Consider the following 26,005-nt stretch of genomic DNA (forward strand, 5'->3'; position numbering starts at 1 on the left):
AAAACAATTTATTACAAATGTCTAAATCCTAATCAATCAAGAGTTAATACCCGAAAGTGTTAGATTGCAAAACAAACCAAATACGTACATATGTACCCCTGATGAACATCATAACTAAATTGTTCGTCTCTTTCATGGGCCAATGTTCATGTTTCCATCGAACCAGCGAACTAAAGCCCATTTGCACATATAACGCAAAAAGCCGCTCCACCCCACGAAACATCATGAGATGTGCAGCTATTCCATGTTTAAATGATACGTAAATATAATTTATTAGACCAGTCGTAAAGGCTGAATCTTTACCGCCGCTGTCTTGAATCCAGGCATTCGGCAGAAGGGGTCCAGATCAGGTCTTGTCGCCCGGTTCACATTCTGGATTCCACCCCAGTGCATAGGCACAAACAACGTATCCTCCCGAATGGATGTTTTGATTCGTGAACGAACAGTAAAGCTGCCATAGGCCGACTGAACCTCTACCCACTCACCTTCACGAATGCGATGACGGGCTGCCGTTGACGGGTGAATCTCAACGAAGTTTTCTAACTCCCGCGACGCCAGCGCCGGACTTCTGCGCGTCTGCACACCGGTTAGGTAATGAGGAAGAATCCGGCCATTGGTTAGAATCAGGGGAAAAGCGTCCGAGACATCATCCCAGCCCTGGCTTGATCCCAGAGTAAACGTAGCCTTTCCGTCCGCATGAGCGAATCGATCATGGAACAACATGCCTTGGCCCTGCTCATCCACGGAAGGACAAGGCCAGTATACCCCTAACTCCTTACGCAGACGTTCATACGTGATTCCGTAATAATCTGCTACCCCGCCTCGACTTGCGATCCGCAATTCGTCGAATATATCCTCAGCCTTCATATATTGGAACAACGAACCTTTTCCCAGTTTCTCAGCAATCCGGCACAATATGTCCCAATCATCTAATGTTTCTCCCGGTGCAGCCCTTCCTTTTTCTCGCAGAAGAACACGTCCCTCCAGATTGGTGAGTGTGCCTTCATTCTCCATATATGCTGTGACTGGCAGCACAAGATCCGCCATTCTGGCCGTTTCGGACAGAAACATATCGGCTACGACCAGAAAATCAAGCTTGCGCAGCCCCTCCTCCACCAAACGTACATTTGGATTCGAAACGACCGGATTAGAGCCCATCACGAGCAATGCGCGAATCTCCTGTTCGTGGATTCGTTCCATCATCTCATAAGCCGATACACCTTTGCCCGGCAGAAGAGCTGGATCTATCCCCCAGACCGATGCTACATATGCACGATCATCCTCATTTTCAATGGAACGATAACCTGGAAGCTGATCTGCTTTTTGCCCGTGCTCTCGTCCACCTTGCCCGTTTCCCTGCCCGGTAATGGCACCATATCCGCAGCCTGTTCTGCCGATTTTGCCAGTTGCCAGCACTATATTCAGAAAATGCCGGACAGCCATATGTCCATCCGTCTGCTGCTCCACCCCGCGTGCCGTCATAATCATGCCCGTTTGCGCTTCACCATAAGCCATCGCTGCCTGACGAATCAAGTCCAGTTCAACTCCGCATGCTTCCGCGGCTTGTTCAAGCTCCAGAGCTTCCATCTCTTGCACAAGCTGTTTGTATCCAGTTGTCCGTGCCTGAATAAAACAGGGATCTGCCAATCCGGCATCCATAATGATTTTCAGCATGGCATCAGCCAGAATCGAATCCATGCCTGGCTTTACCTGGAGGTGAAGATCAGCAATGGCTGCCGTTGCTGTCTTACGCGGATCAATCACAATAATAAAGGCTCCATTTTCCTTCGCTTCATTAAAATAAGGTAAAAGCGTTGGCTGGCACTCCGCTATATTCGTCCCTGCCAGAATGATACATCCGGCTTTGGGAATATCCGAGAGCGGAAACGTTAAACCGCGATCCATTCCGAAAACTTTGCTGCCCGCAGAAGCTGCTGCTGACATACAGAAGCGGCCGTTATAATCAATGTATTTGCTACCAAGTGCCACCCGCGTAAATTTCCCAAGGAGATACGCGGTTTCATTCGTCAACGAACCCCCGCCATATACGCCTACCGTATCAGGACCATAAGTCGCTTGGAGCTGTTGCAAACGATCAGCGATGATCTGTATTGCCTCATCCCATGAGCAAGGCTGCAGTTCTCCCTGGCGGCGAATGAGCGGATACATCAAACGTTCGGAACTGAACACTTGCTGGTGAGCATTCATGCCCTTCACACAAAGGCGGCCCTGCGAAGCTTTATTGGGCACGCCCTGAACCATATACTCCGCCACGCTCTGACCCGCAACAGGAGCAGCAAGCTCTTCTACGGACATCTTGCATTGCACGCTGCAATAAGGACATTGGGTCTCTTTTACATATAGCTTAGACGTAGCTTGTTCCGTATCTACCGCCTCCATCATCAGCCACTCCTTCCTCTCCGGGTTATTCCTTAAGTTCACACCCTCGCCTGGGCAATGGGCACTTCAGAAAGTATCCCTGTTCCACCTTCAGCTTCCGTTCCGCACTCCTGTGTGCGATTAATTATAAGTTCCTGCTGTAATTGTGTATCCAAAAGCGTTTCCCGAATCAACATCATTCCCATTCGTTCTGTCCACTCCCATAACGGTTCATCGAACCAGGCCGATTGCCGATACCACTGAAGACAGGCCGATGCGAGATTTACCGCTTGCTGCTCCGATTCAGCTGTCCCGAGAAGAGAAGCCTGCTTCACTGGATGTCCGGCATGACCTCCTACGTAAATCTCCCATCCGGCTGGAGAAGCCTGCAGACCTATATCGGCGACCAGTACACTCACCGGGGATCGAGGACTTAAGGCAATGCCTAGGTTGACCTGAGACGGCATCACTGCATTTTTCCAATTGGTGCGAAGCCGAGACTCCACTTCACTTGTAGTCATGCTGGCCGCCAATGATAAAATGTGATAATCCGAATAAATATGAATGCCCTGATCCTGTTTCAGTTGTATAAGTTCTTTTGTTTCCATTTGCTTATATTCTGTTTCCAGTTCTATTTTCACTTCATTTTCAATGGAGCGCAGAGTATATCCTGAGATATGAGCATAATAGCGAATTGCAGGAAGACATACTGAGCACCCTTGTTCCGAATGCCAGTTCAGTTGTTTCAGCAGTGAAATGATCCATGTTCCTTCAAAAGAGATAACCGTAGCTTCAAAGTTTGACCTGCCGAATTCCTTTTGATATGTCAGCATAACGTTCACCTGGTGCTTCAACTCTTCATGGCTCATATCCGTGCAGTGGCACACTGGCAACTTGGTAGACGTTTCCTCCGTACTGTCTGATTCTGTACTTGTTCCTGTAGCTCCATCAAGCTCCATACGTTTCGCATGTTTTAGCAGTGCAGCCACCATGGGTTTACAGCCACCGCATGAACCTGAAGCTTTCGTGCGCTGCTTCACTTGTTCTTCAGTTTCCAAACCTTGCTCACGAATAACTTTCAAGATTGCTGCTTTGCTTACATTGTTGCAGGCACAGACTGTCTCCTGGCTCGGAAGCGCAGCAGCAGCCGTCTCTGCTGGATCTGGTGAGCCTTCCTTGGGAGCAAGCTCAGCCACATCCGCTCCACGCTGCACCAAGCCCAGCAGGGCTGTGCCCTCGACCGTGTTGCCAAACAAAATAGCACCTCTAACCTTGCCAGCTTGCATCAGCACTTTTTTGTACGTCCCCTGAATGCCATCCAAGTGCTGAATCGCCGTTTGCATTCCATCACCACTGATCTCTCCAGCCGAGAAGACATCCACCCCCGACACTTTCAGCTGTGAATACGGAACAGAACCTGTATACCCCGGTACCTCCTGTCCGCATAATGTACGCGCCAGTACCTTCCCTTGCTCATACAGCGGGGCTACCAGACCATAACTGATTCCCCGATGCTCTGCACATTCTCCAACAGCATATACATCCGGCACACTCGTACGCATATAATCGTCGACCACGACAGCACGTTGTGTGGCAATGCCACTTCTCCTGGCCAGATTCACATTCGGCCGAATCCCCACAGCGATAATGATCACCTGTGCCTCAAGCTTCGATCCATCTGTGAACAGCAGCCCCTGCGCCTGTGAACGTCCGGTAATCTTCTGTGTATTTTTATTCAAAAGAAAGGACATCCCCTGATCTGCAAGCTCACGTTGAAGCATCCATGCGGCCTCATAATCGAGTTGTCGATTCATAATATAAGGCGCATTATGAACCACCACCGCTTCCATACCCAGATGCAGCAGTCCACGTGCTGCCTCCAGCCCAAGTAATCCACCGCCGATGACGGCCGCCTTGCGGTACTCTTTGGAGTAATCTGCCATACGGGTGCAGTCATCGATTGTTCGGAAGGACATGACACGTTCCTTATCAATTCCCGGAATTGGCGGAATGAACGGAGAAGAACCTGTCGCGAGAATCAATATGTCGTATGTTTCCTTTTTGCCAGATTCCGTCTCGATACACTTGGTATGAGGATCGATCCGATGCACAGTCTCTCCTGTGCACAGCCGGATATCACGCTCTGCGTACCAGGTCCAGTCATTAATGATGATGTCCTGTATGGAATGCTCACCCTGGAGTACTTTGGATAACATAATGCGATTGTAATTCGGCCTGGGTTCAGTCCCGTAGATAACAATCTCATACGCGTCCGGCTCCAGGTTAATAATTTCTTCTACACATTTCACACCAGCCATGCCATTGCCGATAACGACCAGTTTCTTTCTGCTCATGTGCTGCCCCCCTTCCTTGATTCAAACAGAACAACCCTTCTCCGATTTAAACAGAACAACCCCTTTTCCATTAGGGGAAAAGGGGCACCATTGCCTCCGAACTCTACACGCCATTGTGCAGATTCTTATTAAATTCAGATTAATTGAATTTATAATATATGTCAACTAAATTGACATGAAATAATTGAAATCGAGCTTATAAATAATTTTTTCGAAATTTAATGTTATTTTTGTTGACATTAACTTTTTCCCTTTTTATAATTTGAATCAAAATCACAGCGATGTGATCATCTCAGAAGCGGGAACACAAAGACGTGTACCGCCTGTCGGCAACGGGGCCGCAAATCGTTCTAATTCAGGACGGCTTGCGGCCTTTTTCTGCCCGAACGAAAACATAGAGACCTAACAAAGAACCTACTTGGATGAGGAGCGATGAGGAATGGTAGAGAGCAAAAGTTTTTGGAAAAGTGGGCATAAGCCCACGCTGTTCGGGGCATTTATGTATTTTGACATCAGTTTTATGATCTGGGGTATGCTCGGTCCGCTTGCTGTTATTATAGCTATGGATTATCCGATGACCCCATTGGAAAAAGCAAATTTGGTTGCCCTGCCTATTCTCGGGGGTTCCATCCTGCGGCTGGTGCTTGGCTTCATGTCCGATTATATGGGTCCCAAATTAACCGCTCAGATCGGTATGTTACTCACCCTCGTTCCATTGTTGCTAGGCTGGCTATGGGTGGATTCACTCAGCCAACTGTATGTCGTAGCACTTTTACTCGGCGTAGCAGGCGCTTCATTTGCAGCTGCACTGCCGCTTGCAGGCCAATGGTATCCTAAAGAACATCAAGGGCTTGCCATGGGTATAGCCGGAGCAGGTAATAGCGGAACAGTGCTCGCTACATTGTTCGCCAACCGTCTTGCCACTCATTTTGGCAGTTGGGAAGTTGTTTTTGGACTCGCGATCATCCCGATTGTTATCGTCTTTATCCTCTTTTCCATCTTCGCCAAAAATAGCCCGAATCGCCCTGAGCCAAAAAAACTGTCCCAGTACGGAACTTTGCTTAAACAAAAGGATGCCTGGGTATTCTGTGCCTTCTATTGTGTCACCTTCGGTGGTTTCGTTGGGCTTTGTAATTATCTGACTATTTTCTTTAATACCCAATATGGCCTTTCTGCGGTTCATGCCGCTGACATTACAACGTTTTGTGTGATTGCCGGCAGCTTCTTCCGTCCTGTAGGTGGTTTTCTGGCTGATAAAATCGGTGGAACCCGGATGCTGACCTTCTTGTACTCTGGAGCTTGTATAATGCTCCTCGGCGTGTCCTTCCTGCCTCCGCTTCCCGTCGTCATTGTTATGCTGTTCCTCGGCATGATGTGCCTTGGAGCCGGGAATGGATCTGTATTCCAACTCGTTCCACAACGCTTCGGCAACGAGATTGGTCTAATGACAGGCATCGTCGGTGCAGCCGGCGGTTTAGGCGGTTACGCACTGCCACTCATTCTGGGTCAGCTGTACAACACTTATCATTCGTACACGCCGGGCTTTGTCATCCTTAGTTTCATTGCTGCCGTATCTATATGCCTTGTGCTCTTCATGCAATCCCGCTGGCGTGTAAGCTGGTTAAGCAGAAGTGGCAAGGGGATTGCTGATCCAACGACACTGACGTCCTGATCTCAGCCTGTTCAGTTCATCCATATGCGGAATTGATATCTGCATGCTTTACAAACGAACAGCGCCGCCATTATGGCTGCGCTGTTTGTTCTATTCAGGCCGAATACTTCTGAAGAATTATAACGGCATTATGTCCGCCGAAGCCAAAGGAATTGGACATTCCAATCTGTATGTCTGCTTCTCTCGCTGTATTCGGGACGTAATCCAGATCACATTCAGGATCTCTCTGTTCCTGATTGATCGTTGGTGGGACAATCCCCTGCCGCAGTGTTTGAATGAGGGATATCGCTTCTGCTCCACCTGCAGCACCAAGCATATGCCCTGTCATCGATTTGTTCGCTGTAATAGGAATGCGATAGGCTGTCTCACCAAAAAGCTGTTTGATCGCTCTGGTTTCAGAGAGATCACCCGCCTCAGTACTGGTCGCATGAGCATTGATCACATCGATATCTGCTGGCTCTAACTGCGCATCTCGCAACGCTGCCTTCATTGCAAGATAAGCTCCCCTCCCCTCAGGGTGAGTGGCTACCATGTGGTATGCGTCGGAAGTAGCTCCATATCCGACAACCTCCGCGAGAATATTGGCGCCCCTTGCCAGCGCATGAGATAGGGCTTCCACAACCAGGATGCCCGCCCCCTCGGCCATGACAAATCCGTCTCTGCCTGCATCAAACGGTCGGCTTGCCGTGGTAAAATCTTCGTTTCTGGTCGATAATGCTGTCGCATTACTGAAACTGGCAAGTGATATCTCTGTCACCGCTGCTTCAGTGCCCCCAGCGAAAATAACGTCTGCTCCTCCGTGACGAATCAGCCGATATGCTTCACCAATGGCTGTGTTTCCAATGGAACAAGCGGTTACTGGAGAGAGCGTTGGACCCCAGCAACCAAACCTCATACTGATTGAGGCAGCTGCCATATTCGATATCAACATGGGTACAAGCGTTGGGCTCACTCGCGATGCTCCCCGTTCCGCTAAAATGCTGCCCTGATCCATCAAGGTCTGAATGCCACCTATGCCTGAGCCAACATACACACCTATCCGCTCTCGATCCAGCGAATCCATCACAAGCCCTGAATCCGCTAAGGCCTGATCGGCTGCCGCAACAGCAAATTGCACAAATCGATCCATACGCCGTGCTTCCTTACGTCCAAATCGTTCTTCACCATCAAAATCTCGAATCATACCAGCAATTCTTGTTTTATACAATGCACTATCCAGATCTTCAATCGGAGAAATCCCCGATTTACCTTCCTTCAACGCGTTCCAAAATGTATCCACATCATTGCCCAGTGGAGAGATCACACCCATTCCTGTAATCACAACACGTTCTATACTCATTCTGGATTGTCCTCCTTTAACGTTCTGCTTCCTGATGTTTATGAATTCATAGTGCCATTTTTTCATATCCTATTACAAGTTGTTATTTATCATAGTATAATGACTACCATGATAAACAGATTGAAGGTGACCCATTGAGCGAAGCTATTCGATTACAGGCTCTATCTGCTTTTTTAAAATCGCAGCGTTCCAGGCTTTCTCCAGAATCAGTGGGTTTGCCTACTGGCGGTCGGCGAAGAACACCCGGTTTAAGAAGAGAAGAAGTGGCTCAATTGGCCGATGTGAGCACAACCTGGTATACCTGGCTGGAACAAGGCCGGAGCATTCAGGTTTCACATTCCGTACTGGATAGTATTGCTTCCGCACTCCGACTCACTGTGGATGAACGCAAATACTTGTTTTCTCTGGCTATGGAGCATTATTCAACTCTTCCCGTACCGGAACCGGAAACGTTTCGGCTCCCCCCGTCATTACAGAAGATTATGCAAGAATTGCGATATTGTCCTACCCTTATTTCAGATCGTCGTTGCTTCATTGTCGGTTGGAACGAGGCTGCTACACAAATCTTTATGAACTTCGAACAGATTCCCTTCGAGCATCGTAATATAATTAGTCTGTTGTTTGATCGAAAAGAGTTGCGCAGACTTGCAGTGAATTGGGAGGATTTGGTCAGCGGATTTTTATCCATTTTCCGTGGCTATTTTGGTCGTTATGTTGACGATGAATGGTATAATTTATTTTTGGATGACATGATGAACCGCCACCCCGATTTTCAGCCCTTGTGGAAGCAAAGCAGTGTCAACAGTGCTCCTGATGTATGGATCGAATTCAGACATTCCAAAGCAGGGAAAATGTTGTTTGACTTGACCTCATTACAGGTTCAAGGTGATTCCGATTTGCGATGCAGCATTTATACACCCGCACCAGAAACCGCGACGGAGCGCAAATTAATGCAACTGCTTGAACGAAGTAATGTATTCTAGACTACTTATGGCTTGGAGCAAACAGCACCCATCAACCAACATATCTATATAACGTGGATTCAGAAAGGAACATCATGACTAAAGTGCTTATTATAGAGGACGACAACATGCTCGGTGACACTTTATCCCTGTATTTACAAGGTGAAGGATACGAAGTCTTTCGTGTGGATACCATCGGGGGTGCACTTTTGCAGCTTGAAACCAAGCCAAATATCATTTTAATAGACCTGATGTTACCTGATTCGGGAGAAAAAAATCCTTGCGCGCTCATGCGTGAACATACCTCACTACCCATGATTGTCATTTCTTCGTTAACTGAAGTATCCGAGCGTATTCGTTCATTAACCGCCGGTGCAGATGACTTTGTCTGCAAACCTTTCAGCATGCAGGAATTGAAAGCACGCATGGAGGCTGTTTTGCGCAGATATGCTTTATTGGAGGCCTTTTCCGTGACCGAAACGGACACAGGGTTAACCCTTGATCTGGCACGCCGAACCATCCTGCTGAATAATCGCAGAGTCGAAACAACGTTTTCCGAATTTGAAATCATGAAGCTGTTCGTACTGAATCCTGGCAAAGTGTTCAGTCGTTACGCCCTGATCGAAGCCATCCGCGGAATAGATGCCTATATTAATGATCGCACAATCGATGTGCATATCACGAAACTCCGCAAGAAGATTGAAGATAATCCAAAAACCCCCCAATATATTCAAACCATCTGGGGAGTCGGATATAAATTTACACCTTGAGCTTCACAGGACTATTTTGCTAGTTACATTCACCATGGAAATGATTCCGTAATGTAATCAATTTCGTGCTGCACCTTCTGCAGGATGGAGGTCAGTTCTACTTCGGAGAATGGAACGGACAAAAGAGATTCCAGATGCAGAACAGCCTGCAGCAGATTAACGGCATGCAGATGGGCTGCAACGCCTCGGAGAGAATGAGTGCTCCGTATAACATCATTCATCTGCTGCTGCTCAAGACAGATCTGTATTTTTCGCTCAAACCCGCTGTATTCCAGAGAAAACTTATTCAGAGCATATTGCAGAATGTGCGGTTTATTATCCATCTGTTTCAGCGCCTTGTCTGTATCAATCCCTCTGATTTCATGTATGCCTCTCAGATCAATCCAAGCTGTCAATACGTGTTTGAGTTGTTGTTCATCGATCGGTTTCGTCAGAACAGCATTCATACCTGCCTCCAGATAGTCTATATGATCTCTCTTCGCACTGTTTGCCGTAAGCGCAATAACGGGCAAATGATTGTAATGTCTCATCTGGCGAATGCGTTTAACCGCCTCCAGTCCGTCCATTTCAGGCATGTACAAGTCCATCAATATCAGTTTCCACGGTTGTACATGAAGCTGTTCCAGTACCTCTTTTCCATCCTTCACTACGGTTACTTCAAATCCCAGCTGCTGAAGCAGCGCCCGAATCGCAATCTGATTAATCTCGTGATCCTCTGCCACTAAAATAGATCCCTGATTCATTCGGTCTGAGGTTTCGACCTTGTATTGCACATTGTTCAAATTCTGCACTCCTTCATCCTGCAGTGCCAGTAAGGCTTCAAACAACCCCACACGCGTTATAGGCTTAAATAAGATCGCGTTCGGGTTACTGTAGTGCCGCTTGCTTGCATGAGCATTCTCGCTAACTGCACGAGTATACCCTAACACCTGAATCCGGGTATCCTGCATCCTGTTGATCATACGATTCCAGTCCGGATCATCGTGTACATGTTCTGTATCCATATCCAGCATAATCAGGAGAGAAGAGACTTCATCCCCATCATTATCATATTTATAGTTGTGCAGCACTTCCTGAAAAGAACTATGAATCACTGGACTAAGACCGAATGAGCGTAACATCTGCTCCAGATTCTCTGCAACTCTCCTGTCTCTTTCTACAATCATCACATTATTCACAGCATATAACAAAGGATAGGTTGGAAGGAATGAACGTTCCTCTGTTTCTGTCAAATCATATACCAGTTCAAATGTAAACATACTGTATTCACCAAGTACACTTTCCACTTGCATGTTGCCGCCTAAAGAGGTAATTAGAAGATAACAAATGACTAACCCCAAGCCAGATCCTCCATACTTCCGATAGGTCGATGGTTCGGCCTGACTGAACGGCACAAATAAACGCTCCATCTGTTCAGGAGAGATGCCAATCCCGGTGTCCTCCACCTCAAAACGGACTTCAACACGTTGATCCTCAAGTGTAAGTACTTCTGCGTGAAATATGACATAGCCTTCATCCGTAAATTTAATGGCGTTGTTAAGCAGATTAATCAGAATCTGCTCCAATCGGAACGGATCACCGACTACCGTTAAAGGCAGCTCCGAATCGGTATGGAAAATGATCTTAATGTCCTTGTTTCCGATGGTAGTACTGATCTGATCGGCCACTCGCTTAAATACATCCTCTAGAGAAAAGGGAACATTCTCGACATTAAACATGCCTGCTTCTATTTTTGAAAAATCTAAAATATCATTGACCAGCGTTAATAAGGATTGTGAGGATATGGTGATTTTGCTTATATAATCCTGCTGCTGAGGAGTAAGTTGTGTTCGTTGCAACAAAGAGCTGAAGCTGGTAATGCTGTTCAGTGGCGTCCGCAATTCATGGCTCATCAAGGCTAGAAACTCACTCTTCGCCTGACTGGCTTTATCCGCCTTCACACGTCTGTACTGGTCAGTGATATCTTGAAAGACAGCTTTAATTTGCTCATTGGATCCGGAGGATTTGAGTGGATAAAGATAAACGCGAACATGTAATCCATCACTTTCTCCGATCCGGAAGATCAGCTCCGTATCATGAGTGGTTCTGGTCGACATCACCTCTTGTAAAACCGTAAACCAACACTCTGATTTTTCCATCACAAGCAAGTCTACAAGTGCACGACCAATAACCTGCTGCCTGTCTGCCTGAAGAACATCCAGAAACTTCTGGTTAATCGAAACGATGTTGCCCTTGCTGTCCAACCCTGCCACCCAATTGGCCGACACCCGCTCCAGCACCCGGTAGCGCTCCTCACTTTCCTGAACCCTTCGCCTGACAGCCCGGTGCTCCGTAATATCAAGTCCATACCCGATGACATACTTTACCACTCCGTCATCCAAGATAGGCTCCAACTTGACGAGCGCATAATTCCCCTTGTACTCTATCTCGAAAAAAAAGTATTCACCTCTCCAGGCTCTGTTGAATTGTATTTTCAAAAATTGAATTTTATCTGGAGGCAAAGCACTAATATGTCCGAACTGGAAGCTCTGCTCCAGACTTCGCATGTCCATACCCAGATGAGACAACATTTCTCCTTCAAGCAAAAGAAATTCAAATTTACCGTTCACCTTGTGGAGTTTAAACGTAAACCCGGGCTGTCTGCGCAGCATCTCCAGCATTTCCTGCTCTTTTTGAACCACCAGATGTCTGTACTGATGATTCTGATTCAGGAAATAGATGAACAATATCACCAGCAACATACACAGAATTTGAGAAAGCAAAGTGATCCCATGGCTGAAGAGTGTTGATGGATATGTCATAAACATCGTGAACTGATAAGCAAAAAGCAGCAGCAGTGAACCGGATAACCAGCGGTTTACAAATCTGCGAATATACCTGAAATTCAGTGATGTAGCCAGAACAAAAATAAGTTCATACAAAGCATAATCCAGGTTTTCGATGGACGGCCAAAATCCAGCATTGATTCTGAAGAACCACAAACCTGCAAAGGTGATGAACGCCGTTCCTCCTCCACCATAATAAGCAGCAAGAAGATAAGCGATGGATCTAAAATTAAACATCGTGCCGTCATCCAATATAATCGAGAAGTAGTATAACGCTGTACCTAACATGCTCATAGCTATTCCAATAATCAAGCGAGAGGTAAACGATGGCTTCTGTCGATTACTCGATTGATTCAGGTAATGATGAACCAGGAAGACCATAATTAATATCAAAGTAAAATTTAAAACGAGATCGCGTAGCAAAGTTCACCATCCAAGTTGCGACTTTAACATTGTTTAACATACGAAAGAACAGGCCAGATCGGCGGATTGTATTTCTGCAATAATCAAATCATATTACGCCAAACTCCCTTATTCAATTGTAGATATTGACGCGTTACCTCTTAAACTGCATGGCTTTCTTATAACATTTACCCAGCGCTATCTATTCCAGAAACTCACAAAAATAAAAAGAATAAAAGTAAAAAGGAGCCTGTCGGCTCCCTAGTATTTAAACTGTTGAATAAGACGTTGCAGGTTTTCTGCCATACTCGACAAACTTCTAGCGGAAGCCGAAATCTCCTCCATCGAAGCGAGTTGTTCTTCTGACGAGGCTGCAACCTCTTGAGAAGTGGACGCATTAGCTGAAGCAATGCCTGCGAGTTCACTTGATACAGCTCCAACCTCTTGCACACCTGCTGTAATCTGCTGTGAAGTCGCGGCGATTTCTTCAATCTGAGGTGTAGTCTCCCGCATACTTTCCAGAATACGTTCGAACTTCTGAATAGCTTCAGTGGAAACCTCCATGCCTTGTTCGACTTCCGATGCCACTTTTTTCATCATATCAACCGACTCCAATGTATCTTTCTGTACGGCAAATGTCAGATCAGTGATATCTTGAGCAGACTGCTGGGATTGCTCTGCGAGCTTGCGAACTTCTCCAGCTACAACGGCAAATCCATTCCCGTATGTACCTGCACGCGCCGCTTCAATGGACGCGTTAAGAGCCAATAAATTCGTTTGTTTTGCCATATTTCCCATCAATTCTGTAATCGCTGATATTTTCCCGGATCGTTCATCCAACGTCTGAATGATACGGCTCATCTGTATCACCGTCTCTTGAATCGACTTCATCTGATCTACTGTCTGCTTAACTGTGTTGCCGCCTTCCTCTGCCTGCAGTGTTGTCTGTTTGGCTAAATCAGCCACATGAATTGATCTCTCCGCAATGTTGGTCACACCCGTTGTAATTTCGCGCATAGCCTCATGATTATGATCAATCCCATGCATTTGTTTCTCGGCTCCCAGCGTAATTTCCTGAATTGCTCTGGCAACCTGTTCACTCGCAGCGCTGGTGACTTCTGCACTCTCTGTCATCTCTTCTGACGATGAAACAACCTGCCCCGCACTATGCTCCACATTCTGGATCAACATGCGCAGATTAGTCTGCATTTTGCCAAAAGCGTCACTAAGTTCACCAAGCTCATCAGAACTTTTGCTCACAATGGTCTGTGTCAGGTCTCCTTCGCTTACTTGGATCGCTTGATTTTTCAATTCTCTAATGGGTCTAATGATGGAACGCATGACTAGCCAGATGATGACAGCTCCAACACCCAGGCAAGATAACAACACAATGATCATACGATGCAGAATTGGTGCTGTCGCCTCATTCACCTCGGAGTAGAACATCGTACCTGCAATTTTCCAATCGGTTGATTTATTCGTCACATAATACATAATTTTCGGAGATTCGTTATAGACATAGTCAAACGTAGCTGATTCATGTTCAAACACCTGTGTCCAAATTGCCTCTTTTGCCTCTGCCCCTGGTGGGCTGTTCGGGTGATAAATATACTTTTTGCTACTATCAAGCAAGACCAGGTATCCCTGTTCACCCACCTTGATCTTACTTACAATACTGCTGATATCATTCAAGTCCAGGTCAAGACTGACTACACCCGAACGGTCTTCCAATGCCTTTGCAATCGAAACCGTGACAGTTTTGGTTTCTTCTGAGATATACGGGTCGGTTACAATGACTCGATCTGGTTGCTTCATCGCGTCTGTATACCAGGGTCTGGTTCGAGGATCATAATCTTGCGGGAGAGCTGTATCCGAAGAAGTTAAATATTTACCGTTTTCATCACCTACACTGACCAAAATTACATCCGGGTTCTGCCCGATGAATCCTTTTATTTCTTCCAGCATTTCGGCTTCTGAATTTTTCATTGTGACTGCGTTAAACGCATTCGCATAATATTCGACCTGTTTTCGTTTCACATTGACCACTAAATCAATCGTACTGTTAGCTAAATCCACATTTTCCTCTGCACTATGTAGAATTTGCTTCTTTACTTCATCTTCGGCATTGTTATAAGACAATACACCTATTGTGATGGAAGGGGCCGCCAAAAAGATAATAAAAGACACAACCAGTTTAATCTTAAAATCGGTTAATATCTTTCCTAACCACCCTGATTTCTTGTTGTTCAACGACAATTTACTCTACCTCTTCCATATTAAATTGAATTTTAAATAAACATACAAAAAAAATATTAATTAAATTAAATAGATTTAACTCCAGGTATATTAAGTTTCTAAATAGTTGTTAACAGAAGTCAAAAAAAAGACCCGAGCACTTTGGCTCGGATCTCCAGGGAGCTATAATTTAGAATGCAGGGATAGCAATATCTGCATAGTTTTTTTCGAAAAAGGCTTTCACTTCAGGGCCAGCCATACGTTTAGCCAGCTTCTGAATGGCTTCGGAGTCTTTGTTGTCCTCACGGGCTACCATGGTAATTGCAAAATGAGAATCGTCCTTCTCCGTCAGCAAAGCATCCTTCTTTGGTGTCAGACCGAGCGGACTGGCATAGGCCGGAGTCATCGCAACCAAATCTGCATCATCCATCATGCGAGCGAGCATCAACAGATCAACTTCCTTGAACTTAAAGTTCTTTTTATTCTCAGTGATATCCGCTTGCGTGGCGTTAAAGCCTACACCTTCTTTGAGTTTGATTAGACCGTTTTGCTCCATCATCACGAGGGAGCGCCCGATGTTGGAAGGATCATTGGCAATCGCAATCGTTGCACCTTCCGGCAATTCATCGATGGATTTGTAGGTTTTGGAGTATCCGCCATAGATCGCGTTGTAGATAGGCTGCACAGGAACCAGATTGGCATTGTTCGCCTCGTTATACTGTTTCATATACGGTACATGTTGAAAGAAGTTGGCGTCCACTTCTTTGTTCGCCAGTGCAGTATTAGGCTGTACGTTATCCGATAACACCACAATCTCCAGATTTACACCATCCTCTTTAAGAAGCGGTTTGACGATATCCAGCACATCCGTCATTGGCGGAATTAATGTGGCTACTTTCAGTGTGACTTCCTGTCCGGCTTTTGATTCTTGCTTCGTACCTTCACTAGACGGTGTTGCTTCTTTCTTCCCGCAGGCGGATACAACCAGCATAACCGCGAGCAGCATGAGCATCAATTTTGCTTTCATTGAATGTTTACCCCTTCTCTGTACAATCTGTAGTCATTTTTTTGGCGATTCATTACTCTCCTATACCCTGCTAATGTCTTCACGATCTGCGATCCAACCAGCGAGACAGTTGACTACCCGTAAATTGAATCAGTTGCACCAGCACAATCATGATGATAATGGTAAATATCATAATTTCCGTTTCGAAGCGTTGATAACCGTAGCGAATGGCAAAATCACCAACACCACCACCGCCGACGATCCCCATTACCGTGGAATAGGAAACAAAACTGATCGTTGCTGTAGTAAGTCCGAGCACAAGACTGGATCGTGCCTCCACATACAGGAATTTAACGACAAGTTGCACCGTTGAAGCCCCCATAGAAGAGGCCGCCTCAATTACACCTTTGGGCACATCAAGCAGAGCCTGCTCAACCAGCCGGGCATAATAAGCGATAGCAATGACCGACAGAGGCACCGTTGCAGCGAGTGTACCGATCGATGTACCTACTACCAACCGAGTAAATGGGATCATGAATACAACCAGCAAAAGGAATGGAAAGGAGCGAATGATATTCACAAGACTGCCCAGTACCGTAAACAAAGCTCGATTCTGGTATCGTTGCCCTCTGCGGAACAGGTACAATAGTGTACCGAGAGGCAATCCAACCAGCACTGCCGCTGCAATGGAGATCCACACCATCACAAACGTCTCCCCGATGGCTTGCCAGATTTCGTGCTGGTATTTAAGCACGGACTCAGGTAACATCATCGCTTGTCCTCCCGTTCGACCAGACGCTGGGCTGTCGTTCCCGTTTCCATTCCTGTTCCACCGAAGGTGTCGTCTGCAAGCAGTGAAGTGAGTATATCCGGCTGTGGAACTGGAATGCTGCGAACTTCCGATTCAGTTAAGGTTCGCACGATCTGCCCCTCCTTCATTACCGTAATACGGTGACATAATCGACGAGCCACTTCCATCTCATGGGTAACAACAACAATGGTTACACCCATCGTCTCGTTTACATGGCGTAACACGTCCAATATTCCACCTGTTGTCTGCGGATCAAGTGAAGATGTTGGTTCGTCGCAGAGCAATACAGCAGGATGACTGGCAAGGGCCCTGGCAATGGCAACTCGCTGCTTCTGTCCTCCGCTTAGCTGAGCCGGATACTGGTTCGCCTTGTCCTCCAGTCCTACGAATCGCAGCACTTCTAACCCTCGCTCTTGCCGCTGTACACGTGATTTCCCCGCCAGTTCCAAGGGCATATTCACATTACTCAGCACCGTGCGATTGCTGACCAGATTAAAATGCTGGAATATCATGCCGATGGACCTGCGTGCCTGACGTAAGTCTCGCTCGTTCATACCGGTTAGATGCTGACCATTGACGGTAACTTCTCCGTCATCAGGATGCTCCAAACCGTTGAGCATTCGCAGCAATGTCGACTTTCCTGCCCCGCTGGAACCAATAATGCCATGAATCTCACCTTTACCTATTTCAAGCGAGACGGATCGCAAGGCCTCGAATCCCTGATCAGCACGGGAACCGCGCTCGTTGAACCGCTTGCTCACACCATATAATGAAATCATGGAGATTCCTCCCGTGAATGATCGTGTATGGTTCCCTCAAGTATCTTTCAAGGACACATGAAGAAAGCCCGCACAGCCGATAACCGGAGCGCGAGCAATCCTGTTCATTTATAATAAAACAACATGGCGGCTCAGACAAGCTTTTAAAAAGAGAGATCTCCTTCCAACAGAGCAGCTGGAAAGACACGGAAACGTCCGTTGGCTGATCCGACGTACACTTCATCGTTGATCCGGTTGATCATGCCATTCTTCGCATCCCGATCCCGATGCTCTGGCGTCCCCATGACTACATCATGCACACGCCCTAGCAGAGTACCATCCTTTTTATCCAGCACAAGCAAGTCTTCATTTCGCGGAAGCAGCAAACGATCCCCGATAATGAGGTAACTGCCCTGATTGATCGAATATTGGTTTGCTCCAACAGACTCCTTGGCATCCCACCTTGTCTCTCCGTTTCGGTAATCGACAGAGGCAGGATATCCGTTTCTAATGACATACAGTTGATCTGCCTCTAGAAGCCCGCGTTCAATTTTCGCATTAACCGTCCAGTGGATTTTTCCTGAACCTGGATCAAATAAGGAGGTTGTATATTCGTCGTAATCACCGTACATATTTCCTTTTTGATTCTGACGAATCAGCACCTTACCATCATTCAGCACTTCTATTTGCTGACCTATACGTGCAGGAATTAGAGATCGTTTCTTACCAGAAGTCAGATCCAGCAGCACCCACTGGTCATCCAGCAACATCCAGCGTTGAAGGGGTGCTGAGGCAAACGGATCATAACGATGGATGCCGTCAAAATAGGGATCATTCTCGATATGATCTATCGTGGATGCTTCAGATTCAACCTGCCAAACCGTGCGTCCCGTTAAAGGATCTGCGGCAACAAGCTGATTTTTCTCCTGATACAGAACATAAGGTTCGTCAGCACTTCGATTAAGCAATTGATACCTTGTCGTTAACTTTTTGCTCCACAACCGTTTACCGTTTGAACTATTCAGCACGTGAATCCACCCATTACTGGAGCCTTCAGCCGCCGGGGTGTCTACAATCACTACATTTTGAGCACCCTTGATGCCGTTCAACCGTACATGTCCCTCAGGTTTATATTCCCATAGAAGCTTTCCGTCATTCAGGTTGATATGGCGCACACGATCCAGATATTGTTTGCGATCCGTGTCATAACTTGTGAATAGCGTAACGGCATCCCGATTCGTATTTAAAATGGCTTGAGCAGGGCCAAATCCTGCATGCACTCTCCAGAGCATTTTCCCTGTATGTCGATCCAGTGCGTAGAAGGAATCATCATAGTGTATACCGCTAAAGCCGCCATCATCCCCCTTCATCAGGAGTACATCCTCTGTGCCAGCTTGCAAAAAGGTGTAGTTTAAGTCCCCCTGATTCACCCATTCAGGTTTCCATGGTAGCGTTTGCAGGATAAACTTGCCCGCAGCAACTTGCGTAGTATAAACAAATCGATCCAAACGACTGTAGCTTCCGCTAGCAGCCTCATTCTGTTGATCCGCTAGCAGATTCCAGCGAATCTCGGTCAGCTTAATATTTTTATCAAACGTTAACAACAACTGTGCATCGTTCCGTTCATACCTCCACGTCTGTCCAATCCGCATCGGATCTCCGGTTTCATTCATATTTCTGGATTGTTCCTTCCAGTCCGGCTCCCCTAACCAATTGACGGCCTGTCTGGCGGTCGTTGTCTGATCCAGCTTTGTATCTACCAAATGGCGGAGCAACGAGGCTGGCAACGATGATTCACTTGCAAACCATCCATCCGGAACAGGAGTTTGACTCGCGATATCTTTTTTCTTGATCCAGAGTATTACATGGTGATAACCTGTCGACTCCCTACTCCAGATGCGCGGTGCAATAGAAACACCATACCAATCCTTCCATTCCGACACAATGAGTGCCTGTTCCGATAGAGCCTCATTGGAAGGCCATGTAACAGTACTATCTGGAGTAAGATACAGCTTGCCACCGGTTTTGATCGTGAACGTGCGGGGGTCAGTCTCCGTCACGATGTTACTCTGTTTGAGTGCATACCAGCCAGGAAGCCAGTAGCTGTCATGCTCCTTGGTCTTGACCTGCACCCACTCCCCTTGAACCGCAGCCAGAGTATACTTTTCCGATGGTATCGTAAGATGTGTGATCTTCATTTGATCCGCAGAGATGCGGCTATCCTTCCTTACACTAAAAAGCGGCAAGCCTTCTCTCAATGTTACTCGTTCTCCCTTTTTGTAGGGGATATTGACGGAAGCCTGTTGCGAGGAGATCGGAGTCGGAGTCAGAGGCTGGGATAACATGGATATGGTTGAATTTGCGTCTGGAATTTGAAACTGAAATTTCTGTTCCAGCGTCTGTTGCTTTGAAGTCTGAGCTTGTCCGCCATAAGCATTTGCCTGTGGCTCTCCTGTCACACACCCTGTTAGCAACAGCACGGTGATTCCTGTCAAGGTAACGCATCGAGTATAACCCCATATGTTTCGTTCAGGCCCCTTTTTCACACGCATTCATCCCCCAATAGAAGTTATTTCCATATAAGACGCTCTGTCTTTCAAAAAGTTACCTGTTTCCCAAACGTATTTTGGAAAAATGATATTCTTTTCGTTCCATTATATGCCCTACCTTAGCAGTTTAATATACAATAATTAGGTTAATATCTTATGGATGTTCCATTAATATGCAACTTTTGGGATCACTGATCCGTCTAGTGACTTGAAAGGAGAATGATCATGAAAAACAAAACACAATCACACAACGCACGATGGAAGCAAAAAAAATGGAAGATGCTGCTGGCCGCCTCCATTCTGACCGCAGGAACAGCTCCTGCACTGTTCACGCCTACGATAGCTGAAGCAGCTGCTACAACGAAACCTACGGCCTACATTAACAATATGCCTTCTGAATACGATGTGGTCATCCGCCAAGGTGTCACGTACATTGCCCTGACCGAACTGCAATTTCTCGGAGATTATACCTTCGGTTATGATAATAAGAGCAAACAAATCAGTATCAAAACGGGTAATGACCACTTCGTGCTGACACCCAATAGTAAAACAATGAAAAAGAATGGACAGAATGCCACCCTGTCCTCGGCTCCTATTCTGGTAAAAGGAAAAGCAATGCTGCCACTTCGTGCCATTGGTGAAACGTTTGGCGCACAAGTACGCTGGAATCAGGCTGCCAAGGAAGCTTATATTTACACCACCAATGCTTCCGTAGTGAAGGATTACAACGGTTCCGATTTGAAGGCAGCCCGTGAAGCAGCGTTGCAGCTGCCGCGGCTTTCAAGTTTCGGCCAACCACGCCTACAGGTGAAAAATCCGCTCGGGCCAGTAGATTCATCAACAGCTTATATTTTTGAACAAGGCCAAAAGGACCGCTTCTTCGTGATTGAAGATAATGATCTGGTCAGCTATTATACAATTACAAACGGCAATGCCATGCTGAAATGGCAGGCAAATCTGGGTAAACAAGCCGGAACGATTGGTGATTTGTTCTTTATTAAAACCAAGCCCGTTGCCGAAGCAGGAACCTGTCCTTCTGTCGGTGGTAAAACACTCGTATCCTTCAAATACTCCCTCATGCTGGAAGAAACCGCCTATGAGATGATGAACAAGAAGGGCTCACTTGCAAGCGGCTCTGTTGCTCCAGCCAAAGGCAAGGTTATGGTTGAAGTGCCTGAGGAGAAGTAGTTCGTTTGGAAGTAAAGATAGGTTGAATAAAGAGAGGCTTGCACTAAACATATCGCAATAACAAAAAAAACGGGATGAGATAACAAAAGCTACTCTCATCCCGTTTTCGTTGTTGTCCAGTTACTACCTCGGCAGATGCCCGTTTACTCTACAGTAATAATGTGTCACTATTTTGCACCTGCTTGCAACAAAATAGCTTCGATCTCCTTAAAACCTTTTGCTTTGGCATGACGGAGAGGAGATACACCATCGCCATCAGCCAGATTAACATCAGCCCCGTGATGGATGAGTAATTCAATAGTCTGCTGCTGCCGTTCATTGCCATCATTTAGAATGATCGCTTCCAGCAATGCTGTCCATCCTAATCGATTCACATGGTTGACATCCACCGAAGTTTGGGTTAACAGTTCCCGAACCACATCGACATATCCATGCTCGGAAGCGGGGATGAGTGCTGTTCCCCCATAACGGTTTGTGATGGAAGGGTCCGCTCCTGCCTGAATAGTCAGTTTCAAAATATCCAAATACCCTTCAGCACCCGCATATAAAAACGGACTATTCAACATATCATCCTGCTGGTTAACATCTGCACCTGCTTCAATCAGCTTTTGCACAGATGCGGTATCCTGATTATATGTCGCAATCATCAGAGCCGTTCTCCCACTCTGATCCTGAGCATGAACATCGGCTCCCTCCTGAAGGAGCTTTACAATACCCTCGGTATCTTTTGCTTCAGCTGCACTGAGTAACTGTTGATTTAGTGAAGCCATACCGCTTCCCTCCTTTGAGGTACTTTTTTCGTTAAGATTACAGCCTTGAACGAATAACACACTGCTGATTAGAATGATCAGCATCAAGGATTTGTTCATGAGCCCTCCTTACTGCTGTACCACCGTTACCGATGATGCAACACTCCAATCACCAACCGGGTTCAGCGTATAGAATGTGCCAGAAATCAGCTTTTCTCCATTCGTGAGATCAAATACACCTGTAGCGCCTTTACGGCTCGAATATTTATACGTAGCTGTCAGAACCTGCCCATCTGGTGCTGTAAGGGTAACACTCCGTCCAGCGAATAGTTCATCTCCCGGATCTTGTGCAAGTGTCACCTCAATGGCAGTTTCACTTGCAACTTTGGCATGCTCAACGACTAATGATTCAAATGATTTCGCCGTAAACGAAGCATGTTCGATATTAGCCCACTCGGAAGTCACGGTATAAGATACCCCTGGTTTCAGAATCTGGCCTTCTGGCAATCGGAATTTGGGTTCTTGTCTGCCATCCGTCGATTGAGTAAACGGAACATACTTGGCAATAATCGGCTCTCCATTTTCCGGCGTAATGATCACTTGTCTTGCCTGCATGGACGAAATAATCTGATATGTTTTGCCGTCTGCCTGCTCCTGATCGTTTAGAATAAAGGCATTAGCCCCCCGGCCAGCACTGTATGCCGAAATGATATAACCGTAATCCACCACACCTTTTTCCTTTAAGGCTTCAATCTCAAAGGTATCATTCGTGACTTGGCGCACTTGAGTCATATTCACTTTAACGTCACTGCCTTTGAATGAACCAGAATTTTGCCCTTTATATGTAAGGGTGTAGGCTTCTCCAGCTTGTTGAACGGATGTTGGCACGATGTATGTAGCAACAGAGCCTGTTTTCAAACGAGGCATATTGGTCAGGGTCACACCCCCACTGAATGCAAAGTCTGTTCGAGATTTGGCAAACACTTCATCTTCTGCCGTAAGCGGCTTGTCAAAGGTGATCACAAGTGTCATGTTATTCAACGGTTGGATACTCTCAATGCGAGCTTGATCCGAAGGAATGGCTTGATACGCCTTTTGCAGCAACACTGCGGTTTCACCCCGTGTCACAGAGCCCGTTTTTTCATAGAACGCACTCATCCAATGATGTACAGACTTCACATCACGTTTTAATGCTTTAGATACGACCTCTTCCAGCTCCGCATCGGTTACCAGACGTTGAGGATGAAACTCTCCATCTTCGGACTGCATGATCCCCATCTCCACCGCCTTCAGAGCATAAGGTGCATACCAAGCATTATCCTGGACATCCGTTATCGTTGCTACAATGTCTCTTGTCTTGCTCTGCAAATCAAATGTTCTATAAATCAATGAAGCTAACTCTGCACGTGTAATCGCCCGAAGCTCCCCCATCGATTGATCGCTATATCCATTCATGATCCCCAGACGGTTCAGTTCTTTGATGGCCGCCTGCACCTGTTGATTAGTAAGCTGTGTCGCTGTAGCGGACATCGAAGTTGTGAAACCAGCTGCCTGAGCTTGAGGTGTTGGGAATGGGAGTGTAGCTGTTCCCATTGCGGTTATGGTTAATAGTGCTACTAGTTTACGAGCTGTAAGATTCATGAAATGTTCTTCCCCTCTATAGGTAGTTGTTGCATCTATCTATAGCGTAGGGGATAAAAAGAAACTCCTGAGGACAAATATATTAACAAAATATAAACTGCGTCGAATCTTTCTCTAAATTTATATGGTGAAACGATAACCCGCACCCCAGACCGTTTCGATGTATTCGGGATGTTTCGGATCACTCTCCAGTTTCCCGCGCAGCTTACGAACATGCACCGTCACCGTCGCAATATCGCCATTCGATTCCATGCCCCAGATCCGTTCGAACAGATCAGATTTGCTGAATACACGGTTCGGATGACTTGCCAAAAATACAAGCAGATCAAACTCTTTGTTGGTGATACCCACCTCTTCTCCGTTCATAAATACACGGCGTGATCCCTTGTCGATGTGAAGTCCCCGAATGTGGATCTCATCCTGTTCGGCAGGTTTGCTCTTGCCAAGCAATCTCTCATACCGGGTTAGATGAGCCTTGGCTCTTGCGACCAGCTCGCTTGGGCTGAACGGTTTGGTAATAAAATCGTCGACACCGAGATTAAACGTGCGGATTTTATCGATCTCCTCTTTTTTTGCGGATACAACAAGGATCGGTACTTCCTTCTCCTCACGAATGAGCCTGCATAATTCGAAACCGTCCATACCTGGAAGCATCAAATCTACGATGACAAGTCGATAGTTCTCGTCCAGAGCACGGCGCAAACCTTCATCCCCGTTATGACACAGCTCTACCGTAAATCCGTGGAGTTCAAAATAGTCCCGCTCCAGTTCCGCAATGGTCGTTTCATCCTCAATGATCAGAATATCAGTCATGGCTTTCCCCCCTTTCTTCTGTGAGGCGTTTCAATTGAATATGGATGCTTGTACCCTCACCCAGCTTGCTTTCTGCCCAGATTAAACCACCATGTCCAGCTACAATCTGGTGGGCAATGGCCAGTCCAAGACCGCTTCCGCCCGTAGACGAGTTGCGTGACTGCTCGGCTCGGTAGAAACGCTCAAATATATGAGGCAGATCTTCCTCTGATATGCCTTTCCCATTATCCTCAAATGTAATGGTACTCCACTCTTGATCGGCTTCAAGAATAATGCGGAGTCGTTTGTCGTCATCATTCATGTATTTCAGTGCATTCTCTACGATGTTAACCACTGTGCGTTGCAATTTATCGAGATCAACAGCAGACACCACAGAGCCTGAGGCTCGGTTATGCCAATCCAATGATACGCCCTTATCCTCCAGATCATATCGCAATTCCTCAATGCTATCCTCTATAAAATCAACCAGATCTATTGGATTAAACACAAAGGGTTCCTGGTTCAGATCCAGTTTGGAGTATAGAAACAATTCGTCCACCAGTTTATCCATGCTAACTGCTTTGGAATGAATAATGTTGACGTAAGTGTCCATCTTCTCCGGTGTGTTCGCTACCCCATCCCGAATCCCCTCAATGTATCCCTTAATGTTAGTAATCGGCGTGCGAAGATCATGCGAGATGTTGGAGATCAGCTCTCTGCGGTTAATCTCATCTTGCTGTCGCAGCTCATTGGATCGTTGCAACTGATTCCGCATACTCTCAAATGCCTCACTAAGCTGTCCAACTTCGTCATTGGAGGCCAGTTCAAGCTTGAAAGACAAATTACCGTTTTTGATCTGTTCAGCCGAACTTCGCAGCTGATGCAACGGTTGAATGAAACTGCGTGTGATCCAGCGGAACAAAAGCAGGTTAGCGATGACCAGAACACCAATCAACAAAAGAGACATCACAGGTAACAGCTTGCGGGTCAGCTCTGCAAAGGGACTTCTCTCCCGAATAACAAAGATACTGCCCCGCTCTCCATCTGAATATTGAAAATCAAACTTGGCATACGCATAGAAACGCTCACTGATATTAAACGTGCTTCGAATCTGGTTGTTGTTCAGATCATACGCAGGCAGAGCCTGTCCGAGTCCGGGTTGATGGAACGTCCGTGATTCAAAGATCGGACGATCCTCACGTCTGACGTAGAGCCCGGATTTCTCGGCTCGAAGCTTCATATCAAATTCACGGAGCAATACCTTGTCCTGCAGCTCGTCCGGATTACTTTTTGCCATAAACTTCATCTCTTGAAAGATCGTCTCTCCCTGTTCCGTCAGTGGATTGATCTGGTAATGTACTTTGTATATATCTCGAAAACTTTGCAAATCCCCTGTTGCCGCAATAGTGTACAGACTCGCTGTAAGCAAAATAAACAGGAGGCTGATGACAAGCATACCTGTAAACGAAAGCAGCATTTTGATGCGAATTGACATGGATATCCCCTCTTAACATGCGATTGGTACAGTTAGTGCACATGTTATCACAAGATGCTTCCTGTTGCCCATATGCAA

Annotated in this window: 17 protein-coding genes; 4 read left to right on the plus strand and 13 right to left on the minus strand. The window is 46.4% G+C overall.

The window, feature by feature from the left end; translation table 11 throughout:
• Nucleotides 1-273: 273 nt before the first annotated feature.
• Together nasC and ACR8BL_RS11960 are read right to left on the minus strand one after the other, a co-directional pair.
• Nucleotides 274-2,403, minus strand: a complete 2,130-nt coding sequence (gene nasC / locus ACR8BL_RS11955; RefSeq protein ID WP_434752812.1) for an assimilatory nitrate reductase catalytic subunit NasC — start codon at nt 2,401-2,403, stop codon at nt 274-276.
• A gap of 35 nt (nt 2,404-2,438) precedes the next feature.
• Complete coding sequence (locus ACR8BL_RS11960; protein WP_434752813.1) at nt 2,439-4,733, minus strand: FAD-dependent oxidoreductase; 2,295 nt, start codon at nt 4,731-4,733, stop codon at nt 2,439-2,441.
• A 439-nt stretch (nt 4,734-5,172) separates the two neighbouring features.
• On the opposite strand from ACR8BL_RS11960, the gene ACR8BL_RS11965 reads away from it, so the two are divergent.
• Complete coding sequence (locus ACR8BL_RS11965) at nt 5,173-6,405, plus strand: nitrate/nitrite transporter (protein ID WP_434752814.1); 1,233 nt, start codon at nt 5,173-5,175, stop codon at nt 6,403-6,405.
• A 94-nt stretch (nt 6,406-6,499) separates the two neighbouring features.
• Here the strand turns inward: ACR8BL_RS11965 and fabF are convergent, their stop codons facing one another.
• Nucleotides 6,500-7,738: a beta-ketoacyl-ACP synthase II gene (gene fabF, locus ACR8BL_RS11970; protein ID WP_434753099.1), complete on the minus strand. Its 1,239-nt coding sequence runs from the start codon at nt 7,736-7,738 to the stop codon at nt 6,500-6,502.
• Between the two features lie 140 nt (nt 7,739-7,878).
• Here fabF and ACR8BL_RS11975 point away from each other — a divergent pair, with 140 nt between their 5' ends.
• Nucleotides 7,879-8,727, plus strand: a complete 849-nt coding sequence (locus tag ACR8BL_RS11975; protein ID WP_434752815.1) for a helix-turn-helix transcriptional regulator — start codon at nt 7,879-7,881, stop codon at nt 8,725-8,727.
• Nucleotides 8,728-8,801: 74 nt separating this feature from the next.
• Complete coding sequence (locus tag ACR8BL_RS11980; RefSeq protein WP_434753100.1) at nt 8,802-9,476, plus strand: response regulator transcription factor; 675 nt, start codon at nt 8,802-8,804, stop codon at nt 9,474-9,476.
• Nucleotides 9,477-9,505: 29 nt separating this feature from the next.
• On the opposite strand, the gene ACR8BL_RS11985 is transcribed toward ACR8BL_RS11980, so the two are convergent.
• The 6 genes from ACR8BL_RS11985 to ACR8BL_RS12010 form a co-directional block, all read right to left on the minus strand.
• Complete coding sequence (locus tag ACR8BL_RS11985) at nt 9,506-12,682, minus strand: response regulator (protein WP_434753101.1); 3,177 nt, start codon at nt 12,680-12,682, stop codon at nt 9,506-9,508.
• Between the two features lie 282 nt (nt 12,683-12,964).
• Entirely contained in the window at nt 12,965-14,959 is a 1,995-nt protein-coding gene (locus ACR8BL_RS11990) for a methyl-accepting chemotaxis protein (RefSeq protein WP_434752816.1), read from the minus strand.
• Nucleotides 14,960-15,128: 169 nt separating this feature from the next.
• A complete protein-coding gene (locus tag ACR8BL_RS11995; RefSeq protein WP_434752817.1) occupies nt 15,129-15,965 on the minus strand; it encodes a MetQ/NlpA family ABC transporter substrate-binding protein in 837 nt (278 codons plus the stop codon).
• A gap of 79 nt (nt 15,966-16,044) precedes the next feature.
• Nucleotides 16,045-16,716, minus strand: coding sequence for a methionine ABC transporter permease (locus ACR8BL_RS12000; protein ID WP_434752818.1), 672 nt, complete (start codon nt 16,714-16,716; stop codon nt 16,045-16,047).
• A complete protein-coding gene (locus ACR8BL_RS12005; protein WP_434752819.1) occupies nt 16,713-17,534 on the minus strand; it encodes a methionine ABC transporter ATP-binding protein in 822 nt (273 codons plus the stop codon). The genes ACR8BL_RS12000 and ACR8BL_RS12005 overlap by 4 nt, the downstream gene beginning before the upstream one ends.
• 143 nt (nt 17,535-17,677) lie before the next feature.
• Nucleotides 17,678-19,972, minus strand: a complete 2,295-nt coding sequence (locus ACR8BL_RS12010; RefSeq protein WP_434752820.1) for a PQQ-binding-like beta-propeller repeat protein — start codon at nt 19,970-19,972, stop codon at nt 17,678-17,680.
• 315 nt (nt 19,973-20,287) lie between these two features.
• On the opposite strand from ACR8BL_RS12010, the gene ACR8BL_RS12015 reads away from it, so the two are divergent.
• On the plus strand, nt 20,288-21,250 hold the full coding sequence (locus ACR8BL_RS12015) for a copper amine oxidase N-terminal domain-containing protein (RefSeq protein ID WP_434752821.1): 963 nt from the start codon (nt 20,288-20,290) through the stop codon (nt 21,248-21,250).
• A gap of 167 nt (nt 21,251-21,417) precedes the next feature.
• Here ACR8BL_RS12015 and ACR8BL_RS12020 read toward each other — a convergent pair whose 3' ends face one another.
• The 4 genes from ACR8BL_RS12020 to ACR8BL_RS12035 all read right to left on the minus strand — a co-directional run bounded on the left by ACR8BL_RS12020 (nt 21,418) and on the right by ACR8BL_RS12035 (nt 25,927).
• Complete coding sequence (locus tag ACR8BL_RS12020; RefSeq protein ID WP_434752822.1) at nt 21,418-22,119, minus strand: ankyrin repeat domain-containing protein; 702 nt, start codon at nt 22,117-22,119, stop codon at nt 21,418-21,420.
• A gap of 9 nt (nt 22,120-22,128) precedes the next feature.
• Nucleotides 22,129-23,640 carry an S-layer homology domain-containing protein gene (locus tag ACR8BL_RS12025; protein ID WP_434752823.1) on the minus strand — a complete coding sequence of 504 codons (1,512 nt, stop codon included), beginning with the start codon at nt 23,638-23,640 and terminating at the stop codon, nt 22,129-22,131.
• A gap of 120 nt (nt 23,641-23,760) precedes the next feature.
• On the minus strand, nt 23,761-24,453 hold the full coding sequence (locus ACR8BL_RS12030) for a response regulator transcription factor (RefSeq protein ID WP_434752824.1): 693 nt from the start codon (nt 24,451-24,453) through the stop codon (nt 23,761-23,763).
• Complete coding sequence (locus ACR8BL_RS12035) at nt 24,446-25,927, minus strand: ATP-binding protein (protein WP_434752825.1); 1,482 nt, start codon at nt 25,925-25,927, stop codon at nt 24,446-24,448. The genes ACR8BL_RS12030 and ACR8BL_RS12035 overlap by 8 nt, the downstream gene beginning before the upstream one ends.
• Between the last annotated feature and the right edge of the window lie 78 nt (nt 25,928-26,005).

Origin of the sequence: Paenibacillus amylolyticus, from assembly GCF_051136285.1 — a bacterium.
GTDB classification, from domain to species: domain Bacteria; phylum Bacillota; class Bacilli; order Paenibacillales; family Paenibacillaceae; genus Paenibacillus; species Paenibacillus amylolyticus_F.

What these genes read in the sequence shown, in the direction of transcription:
- nasC (WP_434752812.1), bottom strand. Translation starts at nt 2,403, where the DNA reads ATGATGGAGGCGGTAGATACGGAACAAGCTACGTCTAAGCTATATGTA.
- ACR8BL_RS11960 (WP_434752813.1), bottom strand. Translation starts at nt 4,733, where the DNA reads ATGAGCAGAAAGAAACTGGTCGTTATCGGCAATGGCATGGCTGGTGTG.
- ACR8BL_RS11965 (WP_434752814.1), top strand. Translation starts at nt 5,173, where the DNA reads ATGGTAGAGAGCAAAAGTTTTTGGAAAAGTGGGCATAAGCCCACGCTG.
- ACR8BL_RS11980 (WP_434753100.1), top strand. Translation starts at nt 8,802, where the DNA reads ATGACTAAAGTGCTTATTATAGAGGACGACAACATGCTCGGTGACACT.
- ACR8BL_RS11985 (WP_434753101.1), bottom strand. Translation starts at nt 12,682, where the DNA reads ATGGTCTTCCTGGTTCATCATTACCTGAATCAATCGAGTAATCGACAG.
- ACR8BL_RS11995 (WP_434752817.1), bottom strand. Translation starts at nt 15,965, where the DNA reads ATGAAAGCAAAATTGATGCTCATGCTGCTCGCGGTTATGCTGGTTGTA.
- ACR8BL_RS12000 (WP_434752818.1), bottom strand. Translation starts at nt 16,716, where the DNA reads ATGATGTTACCTGAGTCCGTGCTTAAATACCAGCACGAAATCTGGCAA.
- ACR8BL_RS12005 (WP_434752819.1), bottom strand. Translation starts at nt 17,534, where the DNA reads ATGATTTCATTATATGGTGTGAGCAAGCGGTTCAACGAGCGCGGTTCC.
- ACR8BL_RS12015 (WP_434752821.1), top strand. Translation starts at nt 20,288, where the DNA reads ATGAAAAACAAAACACAATCACACAACGCACGATGGAAGCAAAAAAAA.
- ACR8BL_RS12020 (WP_434752822.1), bottom strand. Translation starts at nt 22,119, where the DNA reads ATGAACAAATCCTTGATGCTGATCATTCTAATCAGCAGTGTGTTATTC.
- ACR8BL_RS12025 (WP_434752823.1), bottom strand. Translation starts at nt 23,640, where the DNA reads ATGAATCTTACAGCTCGTAAACTAGTAGCACTATTAACCATAACCGCA.
- ACR8BL_RS12030 (WP_434752824.1), bottom strand. Translation starts at nt 24,453, where the DNA reads ATGACTGATATTCTGATCATTGAGGATGAAACGACCATTGCGGAACTG.
- ACR8BL_RS12035 (WP_434752825.1), bottom strand. Translation starts at nt 25,927, where the DNA reads ATGTCAATTCGCATCAAAATGCTGCTTTCGTTTACAGGTATGCTTGTC.